This is a genomic window from Serratia sp. TMDUHS_CL, from assembly GCF_037137105.1.
GTDB classification, from domain to species: Bacteria; Pseudomonadota; Gammaproteobacteria; order Enterobacterales; family Enterobacteriaceae; genus Serratia; species Serratia nevei.
The window spans coordinates 1-21,434 of record NZ_JBBBDV010000013.1 but is presented as its reverse complement, the minus strand read 5'-3'; the positions used below and the strand labels follow the sequence as shown (position 1 = coordinate 21,434).

Annotated in this window: 19 protein-coding genes; 15 read left to right on the top strand and 4 right to left on the bottom strand. The window is 61.0% G+C overall.

Features of this window, described 5'->3' with window-relative positions; translation table 11 throughout:
* Nucleotides 1-13 precede the first annotated feature (13 nt).
* From ispG to WCL58_RS20460, 7 genes are all read left to right on the top strand, one after another.
* Nucleotides 14-1,135, top strand: coding sequence for a flavodoxin-dependent (E)-4-hydroxy-3-methylbut-2-enyl-diphosphate synthase (gene ispG / locus WCL58_RS20490; RefSeq protein WP_016929756.1), 1,122 nt, complete (start codon nucleotides 14-16; stop codon nucleotides 1,133-1,135).
* A gap of 139 nt (nucleotides 1,136-1,274) precedes the next feature.
* Nucleotides 1,275-2,549 carry a histidine--tRNA ligase gene (gene hisS, locus WCL58_RS20485; protein ID WP_060424931.1) on the top strand — a complete coding sequence of 425 codons (1,275 nt, stop codon included), beginning with the start codon at nucleotides 1,275-1,277 and terminating at the stop codon, nucleotides 2,547-2,549.
* Nucleotides 2,550-2,562: 13 nt separating this feature from the next.
* Nucleotides 2,563-3,183: a YfgM family protein gene (locus tag WCL58_RS20480; protein WP_033635592.1), complete on the top strand. Its 621-nt coding sequence runs from the start codon at nucleotides 2,563-2,565 to the stop codon at nucleotides 3,181-3,183.
* An 11-nt stretch (nucleotides 3,184-3,194) separates the two neighbouring features.
* Nucleotides 3,195-4,376 (top strand): outer membrane protein assembly factor BamB, encoded by a 1,182-nt coding sequence (gene bamB, locus WCL58_RS20475; protein WP_060424928.1) that lies wholly within the window; start codon nucleotides 3,195-3,197, stop codon nucleotides 4,374-4,376.
* A 131-nt stretch (nucleotides 4,377-4,507) separates the two neighbouring features.
* Entirely contained in the window at nucleotides 4,508-5,998 is a 1,491-nt protein-coding gene (gene der / locus WCL58_RS20470) for a ribosome biogenesis GTPase Der (RefSeq protein WP_019452357.1), read from the top strand.
* A 99-nt stretch (nucleotides 5,999-6,097) separates the two neighbouring features.
* Nucleotides 6,098-7,054 (top strand): AEC family transporter, encoded by a 957-nt coding sequence (locus WCL58_RS20465; protein WP_060424926.1) that lies wholly within the window; start codon nucleotides 6,098-6,100, stop codon nucleotides 7,052-7,054.
* Nucleotides 7,055-7,066: 12 nt separating this feature from the next.
* Nucleotides 7,067-7,288, top strand: a complete 222-nt coding sequence (locus WCL58_RS20460; protein ID WP_060441129.1) for a zinc ribbon domain-containing protein — start codon at nucleotides 7,067-7,069, stop codon at nucleotides 7,286-7,288.
* 4 nt (nucleotides 7,289-7,292) lie between these two features.
* On the opposite strand, the gene WCL58_RS20455 is transcribed toward WCL58_RS20460, so the two are convergent.
* The 3 genes from WCL58_RS20455 to WCL58_RS20445 form a co-directional block, all read right to left on the bottom strand.
* Nucleotides 7,293-7,634 (bottom strand): protealysin inhibitor emfourin, encoded by a 342-nt coding sequence (locus WCL58_RS20455; RefSeq protein ID WP_033635587.1) that lies wholly within the window; start codon nucleotides 7,632-7,634, stop codon nucleotides 7,293-7,295.
* A complete protein-coding gene (locus tag WCL58_RS20450) occupies nucleotides 7,634-8,659 on the bottom strand; it encodes a M4 family metallopeptidase (protein ID WP_142110383.1) in 1,026 nt (341 codons plus the stop codon). The genes WCL58_RS20455 and WCL58_RS20450 overlap by 1 nt, the downstream gene beginning before the upstream one ends.
* Nucleotides 8,660-8,721: 62 nt before the next feature.
* A complete protein-coding gene (locus tag WCL58_RS20445) occupies nucleotides 8,722-9,804 on the bottom strand; it encodes a LacI family DNA-binding transcriptional regulator (protein ID WP_049197952.1) in 1,083 nt (360 codons plus the stop codon).
* A gap of 359 nt (nucleotides 9,805-10,163) precedes the next feature.
* Here WCL58_RS20445 and WCL58_RS20440 point away from each other — a divergent pair, with 359 nt between their 5' ends.
* On the top strand, nucleotides 10,164-11,474 hold the full coding sequence (locus WCL58_RS20440; RefSeq protein WP_336851540.1) for an MFS transporter: 1,311 nt from the start codon (nucleotides 10,164-10,166) through the stop codon (nucleotides 11,472-11,474).
* Between the two features lie 11 nt (nucleotides 11,475-11,485).
* Nucleotides 11,486-13,852 (top strand): glycoside hydrolase family 31 protein, encoded by a 2,367-nt coding sequence (locus tag WCL58_RS20435; RefSeq protein ID WP_336851539.1) that lies wholly within the window; start codon nucleotides 11,486-11,488, stop codon nucleotides 13,850-13,852.
* 3 nt (nucleotides 13,853-13,855) lie between these two features.
* On the opposite strand, the gene xseA is transcribed toward WCL58_RS20435, so the two are convergent.
* Nucleotides 13,856-15,232: an exodeoxyribonuclease VII large subunit gene (xseA, locus tag WCL58_RS20430; RefSeq protein WP_336851538.1), complete on the bottom strand. Its 1,377-nt coding sequence runs from the start codon at nucleotides 15,230-15,232 to the stop codon at nucleotides 13,856-13,858.
* Nucleotides 15,233-15,402: 170 nt separating this feature from the next.
* On the opposite strand from xseA, the gene guaB reads away from it, so the two are divergent.
* The 6 genes from guaB to repC all read left to right on the top strand — a co-directional run.
* Nucleotides 15,403-16,866, top strand: coding sequence for an IMP dehydrogenase (gene guaB, locus WCL58_RS20425; RefSeq protein ID WP_033635581.1), 1,464 nt, complete (start codon nucleotides 15,403-15,405; stop codon nucleotides 16,864-16,866).
* Nucleotides 16,867-16,968: 102 nt separating this feature from the next.
* Nucleotides 16,969-18,546, top strand: a complete 1,578-nt coding sequence (gene guaA / locus WCL58_RS20420; RefSeq protein ID WP_019452367.1) for a glutamine-hydrolyzing GMP synthase — start codon at nucleotides 16,969-16,971, stop codon at nucleotides 18,544-18,546.
* Nucleotides 18,547-18,850: 304 nt separating this feature from the next.
* Nucleotides 18,851-20,053, top strand: coding sequence for a tyrosine-type recombinase/integrase (locus WCL58_RS20415; protein ID WP_000954590.1), 1,203 nt, complete (start codon nucleotides 18,851-18,853; stop codon nucleotides 20,051-20,053).
* A gap of 147 nt (nucleotides 20,054-20,200) precedes the next feature.
* Entirely contained in the window at nucleotides 20,201-20,422 is a 222-nt protein-coding gene (locus WCL58_RS20410; protein WP_001179606.1) for a helix-turn-helix transcriptional regulator, read from the top strand.
* A gap of 19 nt (nucleotides 20,423-20,441) precedes the next feature.
* Nucleotides 20,442-21,254 (top strand): helicase RepA family protein, encoded by an 813-nt coding sequence (locus WCL58_RS20405; protein WP_001346140.1) that lies wholly within the window; start codon nucleotides 20,442-20,444, stop codon nucleotides 21,252-21,254.
* Nucleotides 21,241-21,434: replication protein C, IncQ-type (gene repC / locus WCL58_RS20400; protein WP_336851537.1), on the top strand; the 194-nt coding region annotated here is incomplete at its 3' end. The genes WCL58_RS20405 and repC, both read left to right, overlap by 14 nt.

The window sequence follows — 21,434 nt, the reverse complement described above, 5'->3', positions numbered from 1 at the left end:
TGGAGAGTAAGTAATGCATAACCAAGCGCCCATCAACCGTCGAAAATCTACACGCATTTACGTCGGCAAGGTGCCTATTGGTGATGGCGCGCCGATTGCCGTGCAGTCGATGACCAACACCCGTACCACCGATGTTGAAGCAACGGTTAATCAGATCAAAGCGCTGGAGCGCGTGGGCGTCGACATCGTCCGCGTTTCGGTTCCTACCATGGACGCCGCCGAGGCGTTCAAGCTGATCAAGCAGCAGGTCAACGTGCCGCTGGTCGCCGATATCCATTTCGATTATCGCATCGCGCTGCAGGTTGCCGAATACGGCGTAGACTGCCTGCGCATCAACCCGGGCAACATCGGTAACGAATCGCGCATTCGCTCGGTGGTGGACTGCGCCCGCGACAAGAACATCCCGATTCGCATCGGCGTCAACGGCGGCTCGCTGGAGAAAGACCTGCAGGAAAAGTACGGCGAACCTACGCCGGAAGCGCTGCTGGAATCTGCCATGCGCCACGTGGACATCCTCGATCGCCTCAACTTCGACCAGTTCAAGGTCAGCGTCAAGGCGTCGGACGTGTTCCTGGCGGTGCAGTCTTACCGCCTGCTGGCCTCGCGCATCGATCAGCCGCTGCATCTGGGCATCACCGAAGCCGGCGGCGCACGCAGCGGGTCGGTCAAATCGGCCATCGGCCTGGGCATGCTGCTGTCTGAAGGCATCGGCGACACCCTGCGCATCTCGCTGGCGGCGGATCCGGTCGAAGAAGTGAAGGTCGGTTTCGATATCCTGAAGTCGCTGCGCATCCGCGCGCGCGGCATCAACTTCATCGCCTGCCCGACCTGTTCGCGTCAGGAGTTCGACGTGATCGGCACGGTGAACGCGCTGGAGCAGCGCCTGGAAGACATCATCACGCCGATGGACGTTTCGATCATCGGCTGCGTGGTGAACGGCCCGGGCGAAGCGCTGGTGTCCACCATGGGCGTGACCGGCGGCCATAAGAAGAGCGGCTTCTATGAAGACGGCGTGCGCCAGAAAGAGCGTTTCGACAACGAACAGATGATCGACCAGCTGGAAGCGAAAATTCGCGCCAAGGCCGCGATGATGGACGAAAGCAACCGCATCACGGTCAACCTGCTGGAAAAATAAGCGTTATCGCTACACGGCGGGCCTGTTGGCCCGCTTGTTTATGAACCTGAAGGGCAGAAAACCGCATCCGCGTTGAATACCGGGCGGCAAAGTCCCTATAATCGGGTTCATTTTTACAGACAACGGACAGAGAACTCACGTGGCAAAGAACATTCAAGCCATTCGCGGCATGAACGACTACCTGCCGGAAGAAACGGCATTATGGCAGCGTATTGAAGGCACCCTCAAGCAGGTGCTGGGCAGCTACGGTTACAGCGAAATCCGGTTGCCGATTGTAGAGCAGACCCCGTTATTCAAACGCGCGATCGGCGAAGTGACCGACGTCGTGGAAAAAGAGATGTATACCTTCGAAGACCGCAACGGCGAAAGCCTGACGCTGCGTCCGGAAGGGACGGCTGGCTGCGTGCGCGCCGGCATCGAACATGGTCTGCTGTACAATCAGGAACAGCGTCTGTGGTACATCGGCCCGATGTTCCGCTACGAGCGCCCGCAGAAGGGCCGCTACCGTCAGTTCCATCAGCTGGGCGCGGAAGTGTTCGGCCTGCAAGGCCCGGACATCGACGCCGAGCTGATCCTGCTGACGGCCCGCTGGTGGAAAGCGCTGGGCATCGCCGAGCACGTCAAGCTGGAGCTGAACTCCATCGGTTCTCTGGAGGCGCGCGCCAACTACCGCGACGCGCTGGTGGCGTTCCTGGAGCAGCACGTCGAGGTGCTGGACGAAGACTGCAAACGCCGCATGTACAGCAACCCGCTGCGCGTGCTGGATTCCAAGAATCCTGAGGTGCAGGCGCTGCTGAACGACGCGCCGCGCCTGTCCGAGTACCTGGACGAAGAATCCCGTGCTCACTTCGCCGGTCTGTGTGAACTTTTGGCGCAGGCAGGTATCCCATATACCGTTAACGAGCGCCTGGTGCGCGGTCTGGATTACTACAACCGCACCGTGTTTGAGTGGGTAACCACCAGCCTGGGCGCGCAGGGCACCGTCTGCGCGGGCGGCCGTTACGACGGCCTGGTCGAGCAATTGGGCGGCCGTGCTACCCCGGCAGTCGGTTTCGCCATGGGCCTCGAGCGCCTGGTGTTGCTGGTGCAGGCGGTTAACCCGGAATTCAAGGCGCCGTCGGCTATCGACGTGTACGTCATCTCTTCCGGCGCGGGCACCCAAAGCGCGGCGATGCAGCTGGCTGAACAGGTGCGCGACGCGGCGCCGCAGCTGAAGCTGATGACCAATTACGGCGGCGGCAACTTCAAGAAGCAGATCACCCGTGCGGACAAATGGGGCGCGCGCATCGCGCTGATCCTGGGTGAGAGCGAAGTGGCGGCGCAGCAGGTGGTGGTGAAAGACCTGCGCAGTGGTGAACAAGAAACGCTGGCGCAAGGCGAAGTCGCTGCGCGTCTGGCTTTGATGTTAGGTTAAGGAGAAGGACACCGTGGAAGTCTATACCACTGAAAACGAACAAGTCGACGCACTGCGTCGGTTCTTTGCCGAGAACGGCAAAGCGCTGGCGGTGGGCGTGGTGCTCGGAATTGGTGCCCTGGTTGGCTGGCGTTACTGGCAGAGCCATGAAAACTCCAACATGATGGCTGCGTCGCAATCCTATCAGGAAGCCAGCGATCGTCTGGCGGCCGGCAAGCCGGATGACGTGGCTGCCGCGGAGAAATTTGTCCAGGCTAACGGCAACAGCTACGGCGTATTGGCCGCGCTGCAGTTGGCCAAGCACTTTGTCGAACAGAATGATTTCGCCAAGGCGGAACAACAACTGGCGCTGGCGCAGGGCCAGACCAAAGACGACAACCTGTTGGCAATGATCGATCTGCGTCTGGCGCGCGTCCAGCTGCAGGAGAAAAAGCTGGATGAAGCGCTGAAAACGCTGGATGGCGTGAAAGGCGAAGGCTGGGCGGCGATGATGCAGGATGTGCGCGGCGATGTGCTGCTGGCCAAGGGCGACGCCAAGGGCGCGCGCGAAGCTTACAGCAAAGGCATTGAATCCAACGCTTCTCAGGCGCTGCAGGTTCTGCTGCGCATGAAATTGAATAACTTGTCCAGCTAAGGGGAATTCCCATGCAATTGCGTAAAACACTCTTGGTCGGACTGGTTTCCGCTGCCTTGCTGAGTGGTTGCTCGCTGTTTAACAGCGAAGAAGACGTGGTTACCATGTCGCCGTTGCCGAAAGTTGAAAATCAGTTTACGCCGAACAAGGCGTGGAGCACCTCGGTGGGCGACGGTATCGGTGAGTATTACTCCCACCTGCGTCCGGCTTATCAGGACAGCACCATTTACGCCGCCGATCGCTTCGGCATCGTGAAAGCGATGGACGCCGACAGCGGCAACGAGAAGTGGAAGGTCAATCTCTCCGAGAAGACCGGTTTCTTCTCCAGCAACCTGTCTGCGCTGCTGTCGGGCGGCCTGACGGTCGCGGGTGACAAGGTTTACGTCGGCAGCGAAAAAGCGGTGGTTTACGCATTGAACACCGCCGACGGCGCCATCGCCTGGCAGACCAAAGTGGCCGGCGAAGCGATCTCCCGTCCGGTTGTCAGCGACGGCATGGTGTTGGTGCACACCTCCAACGGCATGCTGCAGGCGTTGAACGAGGCCGACGGCGCGGTAAAATGGACGGTTAACCTGGACATGCCTTCGCTGTCGCTGCGCGGTGAATCCGCGCCGGCCGTCGCCTTTGGCGCCGCCATCGTCGGCGGTGACAACGGCCGCGTCAGCGCCGTGCTGATGCAGCAGGGTCAACTGATCTGGCAACAGCGCATTTCTCAGCCGAGCGGCGCGACCGAAATCGATCGCCTGAACGACGTGGACACCACGCCGGTGATCGTTGACGGCGTGGTCTACGCGCTGGGTTACAACGGCAACCTGACGGCGCTGGATCTGCGTTCCGGTCAGATCATCTGGAAACGCGAGCTGGGTTCGGTGAACGATTTCATCGTCGACGCGGGCCGCATCTACCTGATCGACCAGAACGATCGCGTCGTCGCGCTCAGCACTGAAGGCGGCGTGACCGTGTGGACGCAGAGCGATCTGCTGCACCGCAACCTGACGCCGCCGGTGATGTATAATGGTTATCTGGTGACCGGTGACGCCGAAGGCTATCTGCACTGGATCAACACCACCGATGGCCGTTTTGTCGCCCAGCAGGAAGTGGACAGCTCCGGCTTCCTGTCTGCGCCGATGGTGGCCGGCGACAAGCTGGTCATCCAGGCTCGCGGCGGGAAAGTTTACGCTTTCACCCGCTAACGCCGCTCGTCGCAAGGCTTGAAAACGGCTCCTGAATGTTCAGGGGCCGTTTCGTATTTTTATAAGCTGTACCGCTGGTGTCTATCCACAGTGCAGTAACGCATTGATTATTAAGTAATGAGGCTTCAACAATGATACCTGTCGTCGCGCTGGTCGGGCGCCCGAATGTGGGTAAATCCACCTTGTTCAACCGTTTAACCCATACGCGCGATGCGCTGGTGGCGGATTTCCCGGGGCTGACGCGTGACCGCAAGTATGGTCGTGCTGAAATCGAAGGCAATGAATTCATCATCGTCGATACCGGCGGTATCGACGGCACCGAAGACGGCGTCGAAACGCGCATGGCCGGTCAGTCGCTGCTGGCGATCGAAGAAGCGGACATCGTGCTGTTCATGGTCGACGCCCGCGCCGGCCTGATGCCGGCGGATCAGGGCATCGCCCAGCACCTGCGCAGCCGTCAGAAGGCAACCTTCCTGGTGGCCAACAAGACCGACGGCCTGGATCCGGACACCGCTACCGCCGATTTCTACTCGCTCGGCCTGGGTGAAGTGTTCGCTATCGCCGCTTCCCACGGCCGTGGCGTGACCCAACTGATCGAACACGTGCTGGTGCCGTTCGTGCCGGAAAAACCGGAAGACGTCGAGCTGACCGAGGAAGAGGCCAACGCCGCTTACTGGGCCGAGCAAAACGGCGAAACGCTGGAAGGCGAAGAAGATGAAGAGCCGGAAGAAGAGTTCAACCCGCAGGATCTGCCGATCAAACTGGCGATCGTCGGTCGTCCGAACGTTGGTAAGTCTACGCTTACTAACCGCATCCTCGGCGAGGAGCGCGTGGTGGTGTACGACATGCCGGGCACCACCCGCGACAGCATCTACATTCCGATGGTGCGCGACGAACGCGAATACGTGCTGATCGACACCGCCGGGGTGCGTAAACGCGGCAAGGTGACCGAAACCGTCGAGAAGTTCTCGGTGATCAAAACCCTGCAGGCGATTGAAGACGCCAACGTGGTGCTGCTGGTGATCGACGCGCGTGAAGGCATCTCCGATCAGGATCTCTCGCTGCTCGGCTTTATCCTCAATAGTGGGCGCTCACTGGTGATTGCGGTCAACAAGTGGGACGGTATGAGCGAAGAAGATCGCGAGCACGTGAAAGAGATGCTCGACCTGCGTCTGGGCTTCGTCGACTTCGCGCGCGTGCACTTCATTTCCGCGCTGCACGGCAGCGGCGTCGGCAACCTGTTCGAATCGGTGCAGGAAGCCTACGAGTGCGCAACCCGCCGCGTAAATACCTCGATGCTGACCAAAATCATGCAGATGGCGGTTGACGATCACCAGCCGCCGTTGGTGCGCGGCCGCCGCGTGAAGCTGAAATATGCCCACGCCGGCGGTTACAACCCGCCGATCGTGGTGATCCACGGCAACCAGGTCAGCGATCTGGCCGATTCGTACAAACGCTATCTGATGAACTACTTCCGCCGCTCGCTGAACGTGATGGGGACGCCGATCCGCATCCAGTTCAAAGAGGGGGACAACCCGTTCGCCGGCAAACGCAACCTGCTGACGCCGACCCAGATGCGTAAGCGCAAGCGTCTGATGAGCCACCTGAAAAAGAGCAAGTAATCGCTCATGAGGGGCGCGGCAGTGATGCCGCGCCCCTTTTTTATTGGCCCGAAATCGTTTTATTATCTGAAGATTACCTCGCCTGCCTGAAGGAACACCATGTCCTGGGAAACCTGGAGTTTTGCGTTCAACGTCACCGTGCCGAATCTGTTGATGATGCTGCTGGGGATCCTGCTGCGCCATTGGCGCCTGATGGATGACCGCTTTGTCGACGGCGCGACCCGCCTGGTGTTCAATCTGGCGCTGCCGTGCCTGCTGTTTTTCAGCATCGCCACCAACCACCCGCAGCTGCTCGGCAACCTGCCGCTGGTGCTGTTTGGCGCGGTCGGCACGCTGGCGACCTTCCTGCTCTTGGAGCTGGCCGCCAAGTGGCTGGTGAAAGAGCCGCGTGAGCGCGGGGTGTTCGTACAGGGCGGTTTCCGCGCCAATACCGCCATCGTCGGCCTGGCCTACGCCATGACCGCCTATGGCAGCGAAGGGATTGCGCTCGCCTCGCTGTACCTGACGGTGACGGTGATCCTGTTCAACATACTGTCGGTCATCACCCTCACGCGCAGCCTGCAGGGCGGGCAGGGCAAGAAAATCAGCCACCTGTCTTTGCTGCGCAGCATCGTTACCAATCCGCTGATCATTGGCCTGGTGTGCGGGCTGCTGTATGCGCAAACCGGGCTGGGCATCCCGGCCGTGATCCGCCAGACCGGCAGCTATATTTCCGCGCTGTCGCTGCCGCTGGCGCTGCTGTGCACCGGCGCCAGCCTGGATTTTCGCGCCATGTTCCGCTCGTCCAACGTGGCGGCGCTGTCGTCGGCGGCCAAGCTGTTTCTGGTGCCGTGCCTGATGACGCTGGCCGGCTGGCTGTGCGGGTTTCAGGGGGCGGCGCTGGGCATTATCTTCCTGTTTTCCGCCACGCCGACCGCTTCGGGCAGCTATGTGATGACGCGCGCCATGGGCGGCAACGCCACGCTGGCGGCCAACATTATCGCCATCACCACCGTCGGTTCGTTCTTCACCACCGCGTTGGGGATCTATTTCTTGCGCTCATGGGGCGCGATTTAACCTGGAGTCGTTATGGAAGCGCACTGTCCGCACTGCCGTCAGACCATGAAGTGGGTAGCGGGTCACTACCATTGTGAAGCCTGTCAGCACGATTATCGGCAGCTGGCGAGCTGCCCGGAGTGCGGGCAGCCGCTGCAAGAATTGAAAGCCTGCGGGGCGGTGGATTACCTGTGCCAGAACGGGCACGGGCTGATCTCCAAAAAACGGGTGAATTTCAGCTATCAGCCGCTGTAAGCCCTCACTCATCCACCTGGCCGGTTTTCCACAGATCCACCAGCGCCTGCGGCGCGCTGCTTTCCGGGATTAACAGCACGATCTCAGTGCTCAGGGTGGGGCTGGTGTAGTTGATTTGCACGCGGTAGTAGCGCTGGTCGCCGCAGCCGGGGGAGGTGGGCTGGCCTTCTTCCTGCGCATAGGGCAGCGTCTGGTTCAGCAACTGATTCAGGCGCTGCCGCTGCTCCGGCGTGATATCGGCCAGCGCGATGCGGCGCTGGCCCGCCAGTTTGGGAATGTAGGCGAAGCCCCCCTCGCGCGCCAGCTCAATGACCGTATCCTGATTGAGCGTCGGCAGCGGTTTCATTATTCCACCCCCACCTGATGCCAGGCTTGCTGCACCTTGTCCGCCACGCTCTGGTCGAAACGCGCTAGCGCATGTTTCACCGTGGCGCGGGCGAAGGTGGCGAAGTCGGCGTTTTGCGGCAGCGCTTTGTCGCACACCGTGTCATACCAGACGTAGCCGGCTTTCTCCCAGGCGAAGCCGCCCAGCGCCGTCGCCGCCAGGTAGAAGGCGCGGTTGGGGATGCCGGAATTGAGGTGCACGCCGCCGTTGTCTTCCTTGGTCTGGATATAATCTTTCATGTTGGCGGGCTGCGGATCTTTGCCCAGCAGCGGATCGTCGTAGGCGGTGCCGGGTGCCGACATCGAGCGCAGCCCTTTGCCTTTGATGCCCTTGGCGAGCAGCCCGGCGCCTATCAGCCAGTCGGCTTTATCGGCGGTTTGCTGCAGGTGGAACTGCTTGACCAACGAGCCGAATACGTCGGACAACGACTCGTTGAGCGCCCCGGACTGCTGGTAGTAGATCAGCCCGGCTTCGCTCTCGGTCACGCCGTGCGCCAGCTCGTGGCCGACCACGTCGATGGCGATGGTGAAGCGGTTGAAGATCTCGCCGTCGCCGTCGCCGAACACCATCTGCTGGCCGTTCCAGAAGGCGTTCTGGTACTCCTTGCCGTAGTGCACGCTGCCAACCAGCGGCAGCCCCTGGTTATCCAGTGAATTGCGGCGGTAGGCCTGCCAGAAGAAATCGTAGGTGACGCCGAGATAGTCGTAGGCCTCGTCCACCGCCACGTCGTGGTTGCTGGGCTGGCCCTCTTTGCGCACCTGTTTGCCGGGCAGCTGGGTACCGTTCTGGGCATCGTAGATATCGCGGAGCGCTTCGCCGGCTCGGGCGTTTTTCTCGGTCGGCGAACGCAGCGGCTTGTTGCCGAGCAGGCTTTGCACGTGGTTCAGCGTGTGCAGCGCGCAGTCACGCTGCGGGGCGTTGCCGTGTTCAATGATGCGGCGCAGCATGTAGGGAGGAATGACGGAACGCATGCGCTGGGCTGGCATAGTGGCTCTCCTTAGGCAAAAATTTTACCTCATCGAATGAATGCACTGTGCCTAAGTGTAGCCTACTCGTCATAAAGCCTGTGGTCATGCGTGCTCACCGCCGGCGCGGTCTTGTGCGGGCTGATGCGCCGCACCGAGGCGCGCACCGCCAGCCGGCCGTGCAGCAGCAGATTGCACGGCGGCGCGTCGGCGCGCAGCATGCGCCGCTGCAGCAGTTGGATCGCCTCGTAGCCCAGCTCATCGCGCGGAACCTGCACCGAGGTCAGCGGCACATCGTGGATTTCCGCCAGGTTGAAGCCGTCGGTGCTCATCACCGAGACGTCGCCCGGCACGCTCAGCCCCCGCTTGTTGAGCGCCTTGACCGCCCCGACCGCCATGTAGTCGCCGCCGGCCAAGATCGCCGTCGGCAGCGGGGAGTGGCCATGGAGGCCGTCGAGATAGGTGGTCAGCGCCTGCTCGGCCTCTTCGCCGCCGAAGCCCGAGGTGGTGACCAGATGGCGGCCGTCGTCGAACGGCAAATGATGCCGGGCATAGGCCTGCCGGATGCCCGCCAGCCGCAGCTCCATGGTGTGGCGGCGCAGACACTGCAAATTGAGGATATGGCTGTGCCCCTGCTGGAACAGGTAGCTGGCGGAATAGTCGCCGATCAGCTGATGATCCGGTGAGACGCTGTCCAGCCGCATCTGCCGATCGCTGCAGTTGATCAGCACGCAGGGCTTGTGCAGATCGGCGGCCAGGGTGTGGATATGCTCGTCGTCGATGCCGATGATCAGCGCCGCTTCGGTGTGCGGGTCGCTCATCTTTTCCAGAAACAGCGCGCCGTCGCTGTGTTGCTCTTCCAGCCCGCAGTAGCGGATGCGCACCTCGTGCTCCATCAGCGCGGCGGCGATACCCTGAATGACCTTGTAGTAGAAGATGTCGGTGCGCACGTCGAACGCGCGCTGCGGCGCGAACACCATCACGTTGTTCAGCATCAGCCGGCCGCTGGAAATACCCTGCAGAATGCCGTTTTGCTGCGCACAGTCCAGCACCTTGCGGCGCGCCTCGGCGCTGGTGTTGGCCTTGCCCGCCAGCACGCGGGAAACGGTGCTGATCGATAACCCGGTTTGGCGAGCGATCTCCTGAATTTTCAGCTTTCCGTTCATTCTGTGATCTCCTTCAAATTCGTCCATGAGAATATTTTCACCGCGGATTTTCAGCGTCTTGACCGGCTTTCATGCCCATTATGACTATTTTTTCACCCGTCTGTGAAAATCTTTGCAAAAAACCCCGTTTCGCTGCGCGCTCTCGCTGAGTAGTCTGCATTGGTACACCAATTTTAGCGACCTGTCAGTCCAATTTTAACGGTGTGCGAAAAAGAAAACCAAAAATAAATCATGGGGTTGTGATTGTCTGTCGGCCAATGATACGGCGCCGACCCGTTTTCACCGTCCCGTGTTTGATAGCACAACGTACCCTACTAAAACGCGCGTTGCCGTCGCCGGCGGCCGCGGGGAGAGAACCGATGAGTGTGGAGATCAATCAGGCGGTCGCGCAGAGCGGCCGGCGCAAGTTCAAATCGCTGCGCTGGTGGATGCTGGCGCTGTTCTTGCTGGGCGTCACGGTCAACTACATCACCCGTAACTCGCTGGGCATTTTGGCGCCGGAGCTGAAAACCAGCCTGAACATGAGCACCGAGCAATATGCCTGGGTGGTGGCGTCGTTCCAGCTGGCTTACACGGTGTTTCAGCCGATCTGCGGCTGGCTGATCGACGTTATCGGCCTGAAGATGGGCTTTCTGATCTGCGCCGGCATTTGGGCGGTGGTATGCATGCTGCACGCCGGCGCCGGCAGCTGGCTGCAACTGGCCATTCTGCGCTTCTTCATGGGGGGCGCGGAGGCGGCGGCCACCCCGGCCAACGCCAAGGCGATCTCCGACTGGTTCCCGAAGCGGGAACGGCCGATCGCCGCCGGCTGGGCGGGCGTCGGTTTCTCCATCGGCGCCATGCTGGCGCCGCCGATCATCGTCATCGCTCACGTCTCCTTCGGCTGGCAGGGCGCCTTCCTGTTCTCCGGCGCGCTGGCGCTGATCTGGGTGGTGCTGTGGTGGTTGTTCTACCACTCGCCGCAGCAGCACCCGAACCTCAGCCAGCAAGAGCTGGATCTGATCCGCGAAGACAACGAGCCGGTGCTGCCGAAGCTGCCGTTCCTCACCTCGCTGGCCAGCCTGTGCAAGAACAAGAAGTTCTACGGCATCGCCATCCCGGCCTTTCTCGCTGAACCGGCCTGGGCGGTCTTCAGCTTCTGGGTGCCGCTGTACCTGGCCACCGAACGCGGCATGGATCTGAAACAGATCGCGATGTTCGCCTGGCTGCCGTTCCTGGCGGCGGATATCGGCAGCGTCGCCAGCGGCTATCTCACCACCCTGTACCGCAAATGGTTCGGCTGCAGCCGCGTCAACTCGGTGGTCGCCAGCTCGGTGACCGGCGCTTTCCTGATGGTGTCGCTGGCGTTCGTGGCGATCACCCAAGATCCCTATGTGGCGATCGCGCTGATCTCGATCGGCGGCTTCGGCCACCAGGTGATCTCCTGCATGCTCAGTGCGCTGGTGGTGGAGTCGTTCGATAAAAATCAGATGGCGACGGTCAATGGTATGCGCGGCTCCAGTGCCTGGATCGCCAGCTTCCTGTTCACGCTGCTGATCGGCGCGGTATCCGACACCATCGGCTTCAACCCGCTGTTCATCGCCATGGGTTTCTTCGACCTGATCGGCGCCCTGTTCCTGATTGCCCTGATCGCCGAACGCGGCGGTAAGAAAACACCTTCACACAGCTAAGTGGAATGCTTATGAAAACCTTGAAAAACTGGACGTTGGCGGCGCAGCATGCCGACCACGTTGAGCTGCTGGTCGATGAACGCCACCGTTTCTGCCTGTACGTGCTGGAAAACGATCTGTTCCGCGTGTTGATCAAACGTGAGGGCGAGCTGGCGCTGGATCGCACCTGGAGCATCGCGCCGCAGGAGGATGTGCCCTGGGAGGGGCGCGATCGGCTCAGCGTCGCCGGCTTCAGCCTGCCGGGCTATCAGCTGCGCCAGGAGGGCGATCGGCTGGTGGTCAGCACGCCGCGTCTGCGCGTAACGGTGCATCAGCCGCTGTGGCTGGAATGGGCGTACTGCAACGCCGCCGGCGAGTGGCGGCCGCTGGCGGCGGACCGGCCGACCAGCGCCTACCTGCTCAATGCGCACGGCGACGGCGTGGCGCACTACCAGCGCCGTTTTGCCGATGAGCGCTATTACGGCCTGGGGGAAAAAGCCGGCGATCTGGAACGCACCGGCCGCCGCTTCGAGATGCGCAATCTGGACGCGATGGGCTACAACGCCGCCAGCACCGACCCGCTGTACAAACACATTCCGTTTACCATCACCCGCGGGCCGGAGGCGAGCTTCGGCCTGTTCTACGACAACCTGAGCAGCTGCTGGCTGGATCTGGGCAACGAGATCGACAACTACCACGCGGCCTATCGCCGCTATCAGGCCGAAGCGGGCGATCTGGATTACTACCTGTTCCTCGGGCCGAAGGTAGTGGACGTCACCAAGGCCTTCGTGCGCCTGACCGGCCGCACCCACTTCGGGCCGAAGTGGAGCCTGGGCTACAGCGGCTCGACCATGCACTACACCGACGCGCCGGATGCCCAGCAGCAGCTGCAGCAGTTCATCGCGCTGTGCCGTCAACACGCCATTCCCTGCGACTCCTTCCAGCTGTCGTCGGGCTACACCTCGATCAACAACAAGCGCTACGTGTTCAACTGGAATTACGACAAGGTGCCGCAGCCCAAGCAATTGAGCCAGGCGTTTCACGACGCCGGTCTCAGGCTGGCGGCCAACATCAAGCCGTGCCTGCTGCAGGATCACCCGCAGTATCAGGCGGTGGCGGCGCAGGGGCTGTTTATCCGCGATTCGCAAAGCGACGCGCCCGAGCGCTCCAGCTTCTGGGACGACGAGGGATCGCACCTCGACTTCACCAACCCGGCGGCGGTGCGCTGGTGGCAGCAGGGTGTCACGCAGCAGCTGCTGGAGATGGGCATCGACTCGACCTGGAACGACAACAACGAATACGAAGTGTGGGACGGCGAAGCGCGCTGCCACGGCTTCGGGCGGTCGATTGCCATCAAGCACATCCGCCCGGTGATGCCGCTGCTGATGATGCGCGCCTCGATGGAGGCCCAGCAGCGCTTCGCGCCGCAGAAGCGGCCGTACCTGATCTCGCGCTCCGGCTGCGCCGGCATGCAGCGCTACGTGCAGACCTGGAGCGGCGACAACCGCACCAGCTGGCAGACGCTGCGCTACAACATCCGCATGGGGCTGGGCATGAGCCTGTCCGGACTGTATAACCTCGGCCACGATGTCGGCGGCTTCTCCGGCGACAAGCCGGATGCGGAGCTGCTGGTGCGCTGGGTGCAAAACGGCGTGATGCATCCGCGTTTCACCATTCATTCCTGGAACGACGACGCCACGGTCAACGAGCCCTGGATGTACCCGGCCGCCACCCCGGCGGTGCGCGAGGCGATCAACCTGCGTTACCGGCTGCTGCCGTATTTCTACACCCTGCTATGGCAGGCCTGCGCGGACGACGAGCCGATGCTGCGCCCGACCTTTCTCGATCATGAACAGGATGCGCGCACCTTCGACGAGAACGACGATTTTCTGATCGGCCGCGATCTGCTGGTGGCCAGCGTAGTGGAGCCGGGGCAGCGCCGGCGTTCGGTGTATCTGCCGGACAACGGCGAAGGCTGGTACTGCTTCTACAGCGGCCAGTGGTTCGGCGGCGGCCAGACGGTGACGCTGGCGGCGCCGCTGGAGCGTCTGCCGCTGCTGGTGCGCGCCGGGGCGGCGCTGCCGCTGTCGCAGCGGTTGGCGCATGTGGACGTGGCCGCCGACGATCGGCGCGAGCTGCGGCTGTTTCCGCTCAAGGGCTGCGGCGCAAGCAGCGGGCTGCTGTTTGAGGACGACGGTGAAAGCGACGGCTGGCGGCAGGGCGATGCGCTGTGGCTGCGCTGGGAAATGCGTTGCGACAATCAGCGCATCATGCTGGATATCACGACGGAAGGGCGTTTCCGCCCGGCCTGGCGCACGTTGGCGCTCAGCCTGCCGGAAGGCGAGACGCGCGCGCTGTGGGTAAACGGCGAACCGGGCGAGCGTTTTACGCTGGAGTAGGGGTTACTCGGCCGCGCGTTTCTTGCGCGGCTTCTTGGCGACGGTGATGGTTTTCACCTCGCTTTCCACCCAGCCGTCCTGCAGGCGGGTTTTCAGCAGTTCGCCGACCTGCGCCTGTTTGGTGGTTTTCAGCAGCTCACCGCGCGGGGTTTGCGTCACGCTGTAGCCGCGCGCCAGCGTCGCCAGCGGGCTGACGGTTTCCAGTTGGCTGCAGGCTACGCCGAAGCGCTGGCGGTAGGCGTTGAGCTGCCGCTCCATCGCCTGCTGCAGGCGGTATTCCTGCTGCTGTACGCGCTGTTGGTAGCGGTGAATGCGGCCCTGCGGCTGCACCTGCGCCAGCCGCTGCTGGGCGCGTTCGCTGCGGCGGGCGGCCAGGCGCCTCTGTTGCTGCATGCCGTCTTCCATCCGGCGCTGCAGCTTGAACAGCAGAGTCTGCTGGCGCGCCAGGCGCAGATACGGATGCTGCTGCTGTAAACGGTGGTGAATGCGGGTGAACTGCTGCTGGCGCTGCGCCAGATAGTAATCCATTGCCATCTCCAACCGCTGCTGCTGCGACTGCAGCTGGCGCAACAGCTCAAGCTGATTGCGGCTGACCAGTTCGGCGGCGGCGGAAGGGGTCGGCGCGCGCAGATCGGCGACGAAGTCGGCGATGGTGACGTCGGTTTCATGGCCGACGGCGCTGACGATCGGAATGCGGCTGGCGAAGATCGCCCGCGCCACGCGTTCGTCGTTGAAGCTCCACAGATCTTCCAGCGAACCGCCGCCGCGGCCGACGATCAGCACGTCGCATTCATCGCGGCGGTTGGCGGTCTCGATGGCGCGCACGATCTGCATCGGCGCTTCCGCGCCCTGCACCGAGGTGGGGTAGATGACGATCGGCAGCGACGGATCGCGCCGCTGCAATACCTGCAGAATATCGTGCAGCGCCGCGCCGCTGGCGGAGGTGATCACCCCGACGCGTTTGGCCGGGGCGGGCAGCGGCTGCTTGAATTGCTGATCGAACAGCCCTTCGGCGCTCAGGCGCTGTTTCAGCTGCTCGAACTGTTGCTGCAGCAGGCCGTCGCCGGCGGGCTGCATGCTCTCGGCGATCAGCTGGTAGTCGCCGCGCGGTTCATACAGCGTGATGCTGGCGCGCACCAAGACCTGCTGGCCGTTTTGCGGCCGGAAGGTGACGCGGCGGTTGCTGTTGCGGAACATCGCGCAGCGCACCTGGGCGCGATCGTCTTTCAGCGTGAAATACCAGTGGCCGGAGGCGGGCTGGGAGAGGTTGGAGATCTCGGCGGAGAGCCAAATCTGCCCCATTTCCATTTCCAGCAGTTGGCGAACCGTCTGATTGAGGCGGCTTACGGTAAAAATGGAAGGCGAAACAGGTAGCGACATGTGACCCAGATCAAATTTCAAAACAATCACTTAATTGGTCGATACTACATGGCTGAAAAAGGTAATCAAGACTTTTTGCAAGAAAGTGCTGGAGGCAACCGATTCCGCTCTGTATAATGCCGCGGCAATATTTTATCTTTTTCACAGCCCACCCTGGTGAGATATTGCCCATGCTACGTATCGCTAAAGAAGCTCTGACGTTTGACGACGTCCTCCTGGTTCCAGCCCACTCCACGGTTCTGCCTAACACCGCAGAGCTCGGCACTCAACTGACCAAAACCATCCGCCTGAACATCCCTATGCTGTCCGCAGCCATGGATACCGTTACCGAATCCGGCCTGGCCATCGCGCTGGCGCAGGAAGGCGGCCTGGGCTTCATCCACAAAAACATGTCCATCGAGCGCCAGGCTGAAGAAGTCAGCCGCGTGAAGAAACATGAAAGCGGCGTAGTTACCGACCCGCAGACCGTTACCCCATCCACCACGCTGCAGGAAGTGAAAGAGCTGACCGCCCGCAACGGCTTCGCCGGTTACCCGGTCGTGACCGAAGACAACGAGCTGGTCGGCATCATCACCGGCCGCGACGTGCGCTTCGTGACCGATCTGACCCAGCCGGTCACCGCGGTCATGACGCCAAAAGATCGCCTGGTCACCGTGAAAGAAGGTGAAGCACGCGACGTGGTGCTGCAGAAGATGCACGAAAAGCGCGTAGAAAAAGCGCTGGTGGTGGACGACAGCTTCCACCTGCTGGGCATGATCACCGTTAAAGACTTCCAGAAAGCGGAACGCAAACCGAACGCCTGTAAAGACGAGCACGGCCGTCTGCGCGTGGGCGCGGCGGTCGGCGCCGGCGCCGGCAACGAAGAGCGCGTTGACGCGCTGGTGGCGGCAGGCGTTGACGTCCTGCTGATCGACTCCTCGCACGGCCACTCCGAAGGCGTGCTGCAGCGCATCCGCGAAACCCGCGCCAAATACCCGGATCTGCAGATCGTCGGCGGCAACGTCGCGACCGCAGCGGGCGCCAAAGCGCTGGCTGAAGCCGGCGTGAGCGCGGTGAAAGTCGGTATCGGCCCTGGCTCTATCTGTACCACCCGCATCGTGACCGGCGTGGGCGTACCGCAGATCACCGCCATCGCCGACGCGGTGGAAGCGCTGGAAGGCACCGGCATCCCGGTTATCGCCGACGGCGGCATCCGCTTCTCCGGCGACATCGCCAAAGCGATCGCCGCGGGCGCATCCTGCGTGATGGTCGGCTCCATGCTGGCGGGCACCGAAGAATCCCCGGGCGAAATCGAGCTGTATCAGGGCCGTTCGTTCAAATCTTACCGCGGCATGGGCTCGCTGGGCGCGATGTCCAAAGGCTCTTCCGACCGTTACTTCCAGACCGATAACGCCGCCGACAAACTGGTGCCGGAAGGTATCGAAGGCCGCGTGGCCTATAAAGGCATGCTGAAAGCCATCGTGCACCAGCAGATGGGCGGCCTGCGCTCCTGCATGGGCCTGACCGGCTGCGCCACCATCGACGATCTGCGCACCAAGGCGGAGTTCGTGCGCATCAGCGGCGCTGGCATTCAGGAAAGCCACGTGCACGACGTGACCATCACCAAAGAGTCGCCGAACTACCGCATGGGCTAATGCCTTAACCTCTCCTGAGTGAGAGGCCGGGGTGGGGCGTTAAGCCCCATCCCGAAACACACATTTTCGCTCTTTTTCTCTTGTTGCTGGAATTCGCCTCACATGACACAAAATATCCATAAGCATCGCATCCTGATACTGGACTTCGGTTCGCAATACACTCAACTGGTCGCCCGCCGCGTGCGCGAAATCGGCGTTTACTGCGAACTGTGGGCCTGGGACGTTAGCGAAGAGCAGATCCGCGAATTCAACCCAAGCGGCATCATCCTGTCCGGCGGCCCGGAAAGCACCACCGAAGCCGGCAGCCCGCGCGCCCCGGACTACGTGTTCAACGCCGGCGTGCCGGTGCTGGGCGTGTGCTACGGCATGCAGACCATGGCGATGCAGCTGGGTGGCCATGTGCAGGGCTCCAACGAACGCGAGTTCGGCTACGCGCAGGTGGAAATCGTCAAAGAGAGCGCGCTGCTGCGCGACATCGAAGATGCCATCAGCCCGGCCGGCAAACCGCTGCTGGACGTGTGGATGAGCCACGGCGATAAAGTGACCGCGATCCCGTCCGACTTCGTGACCATCGCCAGCACCGACACCTGCCCGTTCGCCATTATGGCCAACGAAGAAAAACGCTTCTACGGCGTGCAGTTCCACCCGGAAGTGACCCACACCCGCCAGGGCCAACGCATGCTGGAGCGCTTCGTACTGGACATCTGCCAGTGTGAAGCCCTGTGGACCCCGGCCACCATCATCGAAGATGCGGTTGAGCGCATCCGCGAGCAGGTGGGTGAAGACCACGTGATCCTCGGCCTGTCCGGCGGCGTCGACTCCTCCGTGACCGCGATGCTGCTGCACCGCGCCATCGGCAAACGCCTGACCTGCGTATTCGTCGACAACGGTCTGCTGCGCCTGAACGAAGCCAAGCAGGTGATGGAAATGTTCGGCGACCACTTCGGCCTGAACATCGTGCACGTCGAAGCGGAAAACCGCTTCCTGACCGCACTGGCGGGCGTGGATGAGCCGGAAGCCAAGCGTAAAATCATCGGCCGCGTGTTCGTTGAAGTGTTCGACGAAGAAGCCTGCAAGCAAGAGCAGGTGAAATGGCTGGCACAGGGCACCATCTACCCGGACGTGATCGAATCCGCCGCTTCCGCCACCGGCAAAGCGCACGTGATCAAGTCGCACCACAACGTGGGCGGCCTGCCGAAAGAGATGAAGCTGGGCCTGGTCGAGCCGCTGAAAGAGCTGTTCAAAGACGAAGTGCGCAAGATCGGCCTGGAGCTGGGCCTGCCGTACGACATGCTGTTCCGTCACCCGTTCCCGGGCCCGGGTCTGGGCGTGCGCGTGCTGGGCGAAGTGAAGAAAGAGTACTGCGATCTGCTGCGCCGCGCCGACGCCATCTTCATCGAAGAGCTGCACAAGGCCGACCTGTACAACAAAGTCAGCCAGGCGTTCACCGTGTTCCTGCCGGTGCGTTCGGTCGGCGTGATGGGCGACGGCCGCAAATACGACTGGGTGGTCTCCCTGCGTGCGGTAGAAACCATCGACTTCATGACCGCGCACTGGGCACACCTGCCGTATGACTTCCTCGGCCGCGTCTCCAACCGCATCATCAACGAAGTGAACGGCATCTCCCGCGTGGTGTACGACATCAGCGGCAAGCCGCCGGCGACGATCGAGTGGGAATGATTCCGCGTCTGGCACAGCCAGGCACCTGATGGCATGAAATGCCGCTAAGCCCGCGTAATTGCGGGCTTTTTTTTGTTTGTGTTTGGCACGATCTGGCAACGGGAGGAAGCGCCAAGCACCGTTTGAGCATGGCATTAAAGCTGGTATTATGGTTTGGCGATGCCATGATTGATGCCGATACCATGCTGCGTTCTTTTGTGTGTTCATGGTATTAATATTCTATAAGTTACTGTTTCGTAAGAAAAAATACGATAAATTCGAGATTTTTTCAGCATGGTATCGGAGACGAAGAAGGACAAGGTACATGCTGACCGATACCAAGCTGCGCAATCTCAAGCCCAGGGACAAACTCTACAAAGTGAATGACCGGGAAGGTCTCTATGTGGCAGTGACTCCAGCCGGCTCCATCTCGTTCCGTTACAACTACTCAATCAACGGTCGGCAGGAGACCATCACCTTTGGGCGTTATGGTGTCGGTGGCATCACCCTGGCCGAAGCCCGCGAGCTGTTGGGTGACGCCAAGAAGATGGTTGCGGCGGGCAAGTCGCCGGCCAAGGAGAAAGCCCGAGACAAGGCGCGGGTGAAAGATGCAGAGACGTTCGGTGCCTGGGCGGAGAAGTGGCTGCGTGGCTACCAGATGGCCGACTCCACCCGCGATATGCGCCGCTCGGTTTATGAGCGTGAGCTGAAGCCGAAATTCAGCAATCAGAAGCTGGTGGAGATCACCCACGAAGACTTGCGGGCGCTGGCTGATGCCATTGTTGAGCGAGGCGCACCGGCCACCGCCGTTCATGTGCGTGAAATCGTGTTGCAGGTATTTCGCTGGGCCATCGAGCGTGGGCAGAAGGTCGAAAACCCGGCAGAACTGGTGCGCCCAACAAGCATCGCTCGATTCGAGCCACGTGACCGAGCGTTGACGCCAGAAGAAATTGGGCTGATGTACCAGTACATGGAGCGAGTGGGCACAAGCCCAACAAACCGTGCGGCGGCCAAGCTGTTATTGCTGACGATGGTGCGCAAGAGCGAGCTGACCAATGCGACCTGGAGCGAGATCAATTTCAGCGAAGCGTTGTGGACGATTCCAAAGGAGCGGATGAAACGCCGTAACCCGCACCTGGTATTTCTGTCCCAGCAGGCTCTGGATATTTTCATTGCCATGAAAACCTTTGCCGGTGGTTCCGACTTCGTTTTGCCATCACGGTACGACTCGGATGCGCCGATGAGCGCTGCCACACTTAACCAGGTGCTGACGCTGACTTACAAGGCGGCGCAGAAAGATGGGAAGTCACTTACCAAGTTCGGACCGCATGATTTGCGGCGCACAGCCAGCACGCTGTTGCATGAGGCCGGCTACAACACCGACTGGATCGAGAAGTGCCTGGCGCACGAGCAGAAGGGCGTGAGGGCTGTCTACAACAAGGCTGAGTACCGCGAGCAGCGGGCGGCGATGTTGCAGGATTGGGCCGATATGATTGATGAGTGGACTTCGGGAGGCAGTAAGGGTTGATGTTTTTGCTATCTTTGATAGCATTGAAGTTGATGCCGTGAATTTATAAATAAGGCCGCCATTGGCATCGGGCAGGTCAATTACCGATTAGCTGCTTCGCGCAGCTACTCGATGAATAGCAACTATTCATTTGAGAGGTATTGACCCATGCAAAATATAAAGACCCTCATCAACAGGAAGAAGCTCCTGGAGATGATCCCGCTTTCGACACGAACAATTTATAACCTGGAGCAGCGAGGGGATTTTCCACGCCGTATCGCGTTAACCAGTAGAAATGTCGCCTGGGATTTGTCAGAGGTCGAAGAGTGGATTGAGGCACGTAAATCATCGGGTGATCAAGCTGCGCGACCTGGCCCTATAGAGGGCTAGTTATATGGCTCTTGATCTTATGGCGGCTTTCACGGAATTGCCGCCACCCATTGATTATGTTCTGCCTAATATGGTTGCTGGCACTGTTGGTGCTCTTGTGTCGCCTGGTGGGGCTGGTAAATCCATGTTGGCCCTTCAATTGGCTGCACAGATTGCAGGCGGGCCTGATTTACTTGAAATAGGCGAGTTTCCCACCGGGCAAGTGGTCTATCTGCCTGCTGAAGATCCACCGGCCGCTATTCACCATCGTCTGCACGCCCTTGGGGCACACCTCAGCGCAGCGGAACGGCAAGCCGTGGCTGATGGTTTGCTCATTGAACCCTTGATCGGTAAATGCCCAAACATCATGGCTGCTAGCTGGTTCGATGCTCTCAAACGAGCCGCTGAAGGTCGTCGCTTGATGATCTTGGACACTTTGCGGCGCTTCCACATTGAGGAGGAGAACGCTAGCGGGCCGATGGCGCAGGTTGTTGGGCACATGGAGGCCATAGCCGCTGATACAGGCTGCTCCATTGTGTTTCTGCACCACGCGAGTAAAAGCGCAGCCATGATGGGGTCGGGCGATCAACAGCAGGCCAGTCGTGGATCGTCCGTACTGGTTGATAACATCCGTTGGCAATCGTACCTATCCGGCATGACGCAAGGCGAGGCCGAGATACTGGGGGTCGATGATTGTCAGCGTGGGTATTTTGTCCGCTTTGGCGTCAGCAAGGCCAACTATGGCGCACCTTTTCAAGAACTCTGGTTTAGACGGCACGACGGCGGCGTGTTGAAGCCTGCTGTACTGGAGCGGCAGTGCAAGGTGAAAAGGAGACAGCGTGAAGAAGCCTAAGCATGACCTGACCCACGTCCGACATGATCCCGCGCACTGTTTGGCACCTGGCCTGTTCCGCAGCCTCAAGCGTGGCGATCGCAAACGCTGCAAGCTGGACGTGACCTACACCTTTGGCGAGGACGAATCCATGCGTTTCGTCGGATTCGAACCTCTCGGGGCCGATGATATGCGTCTTTT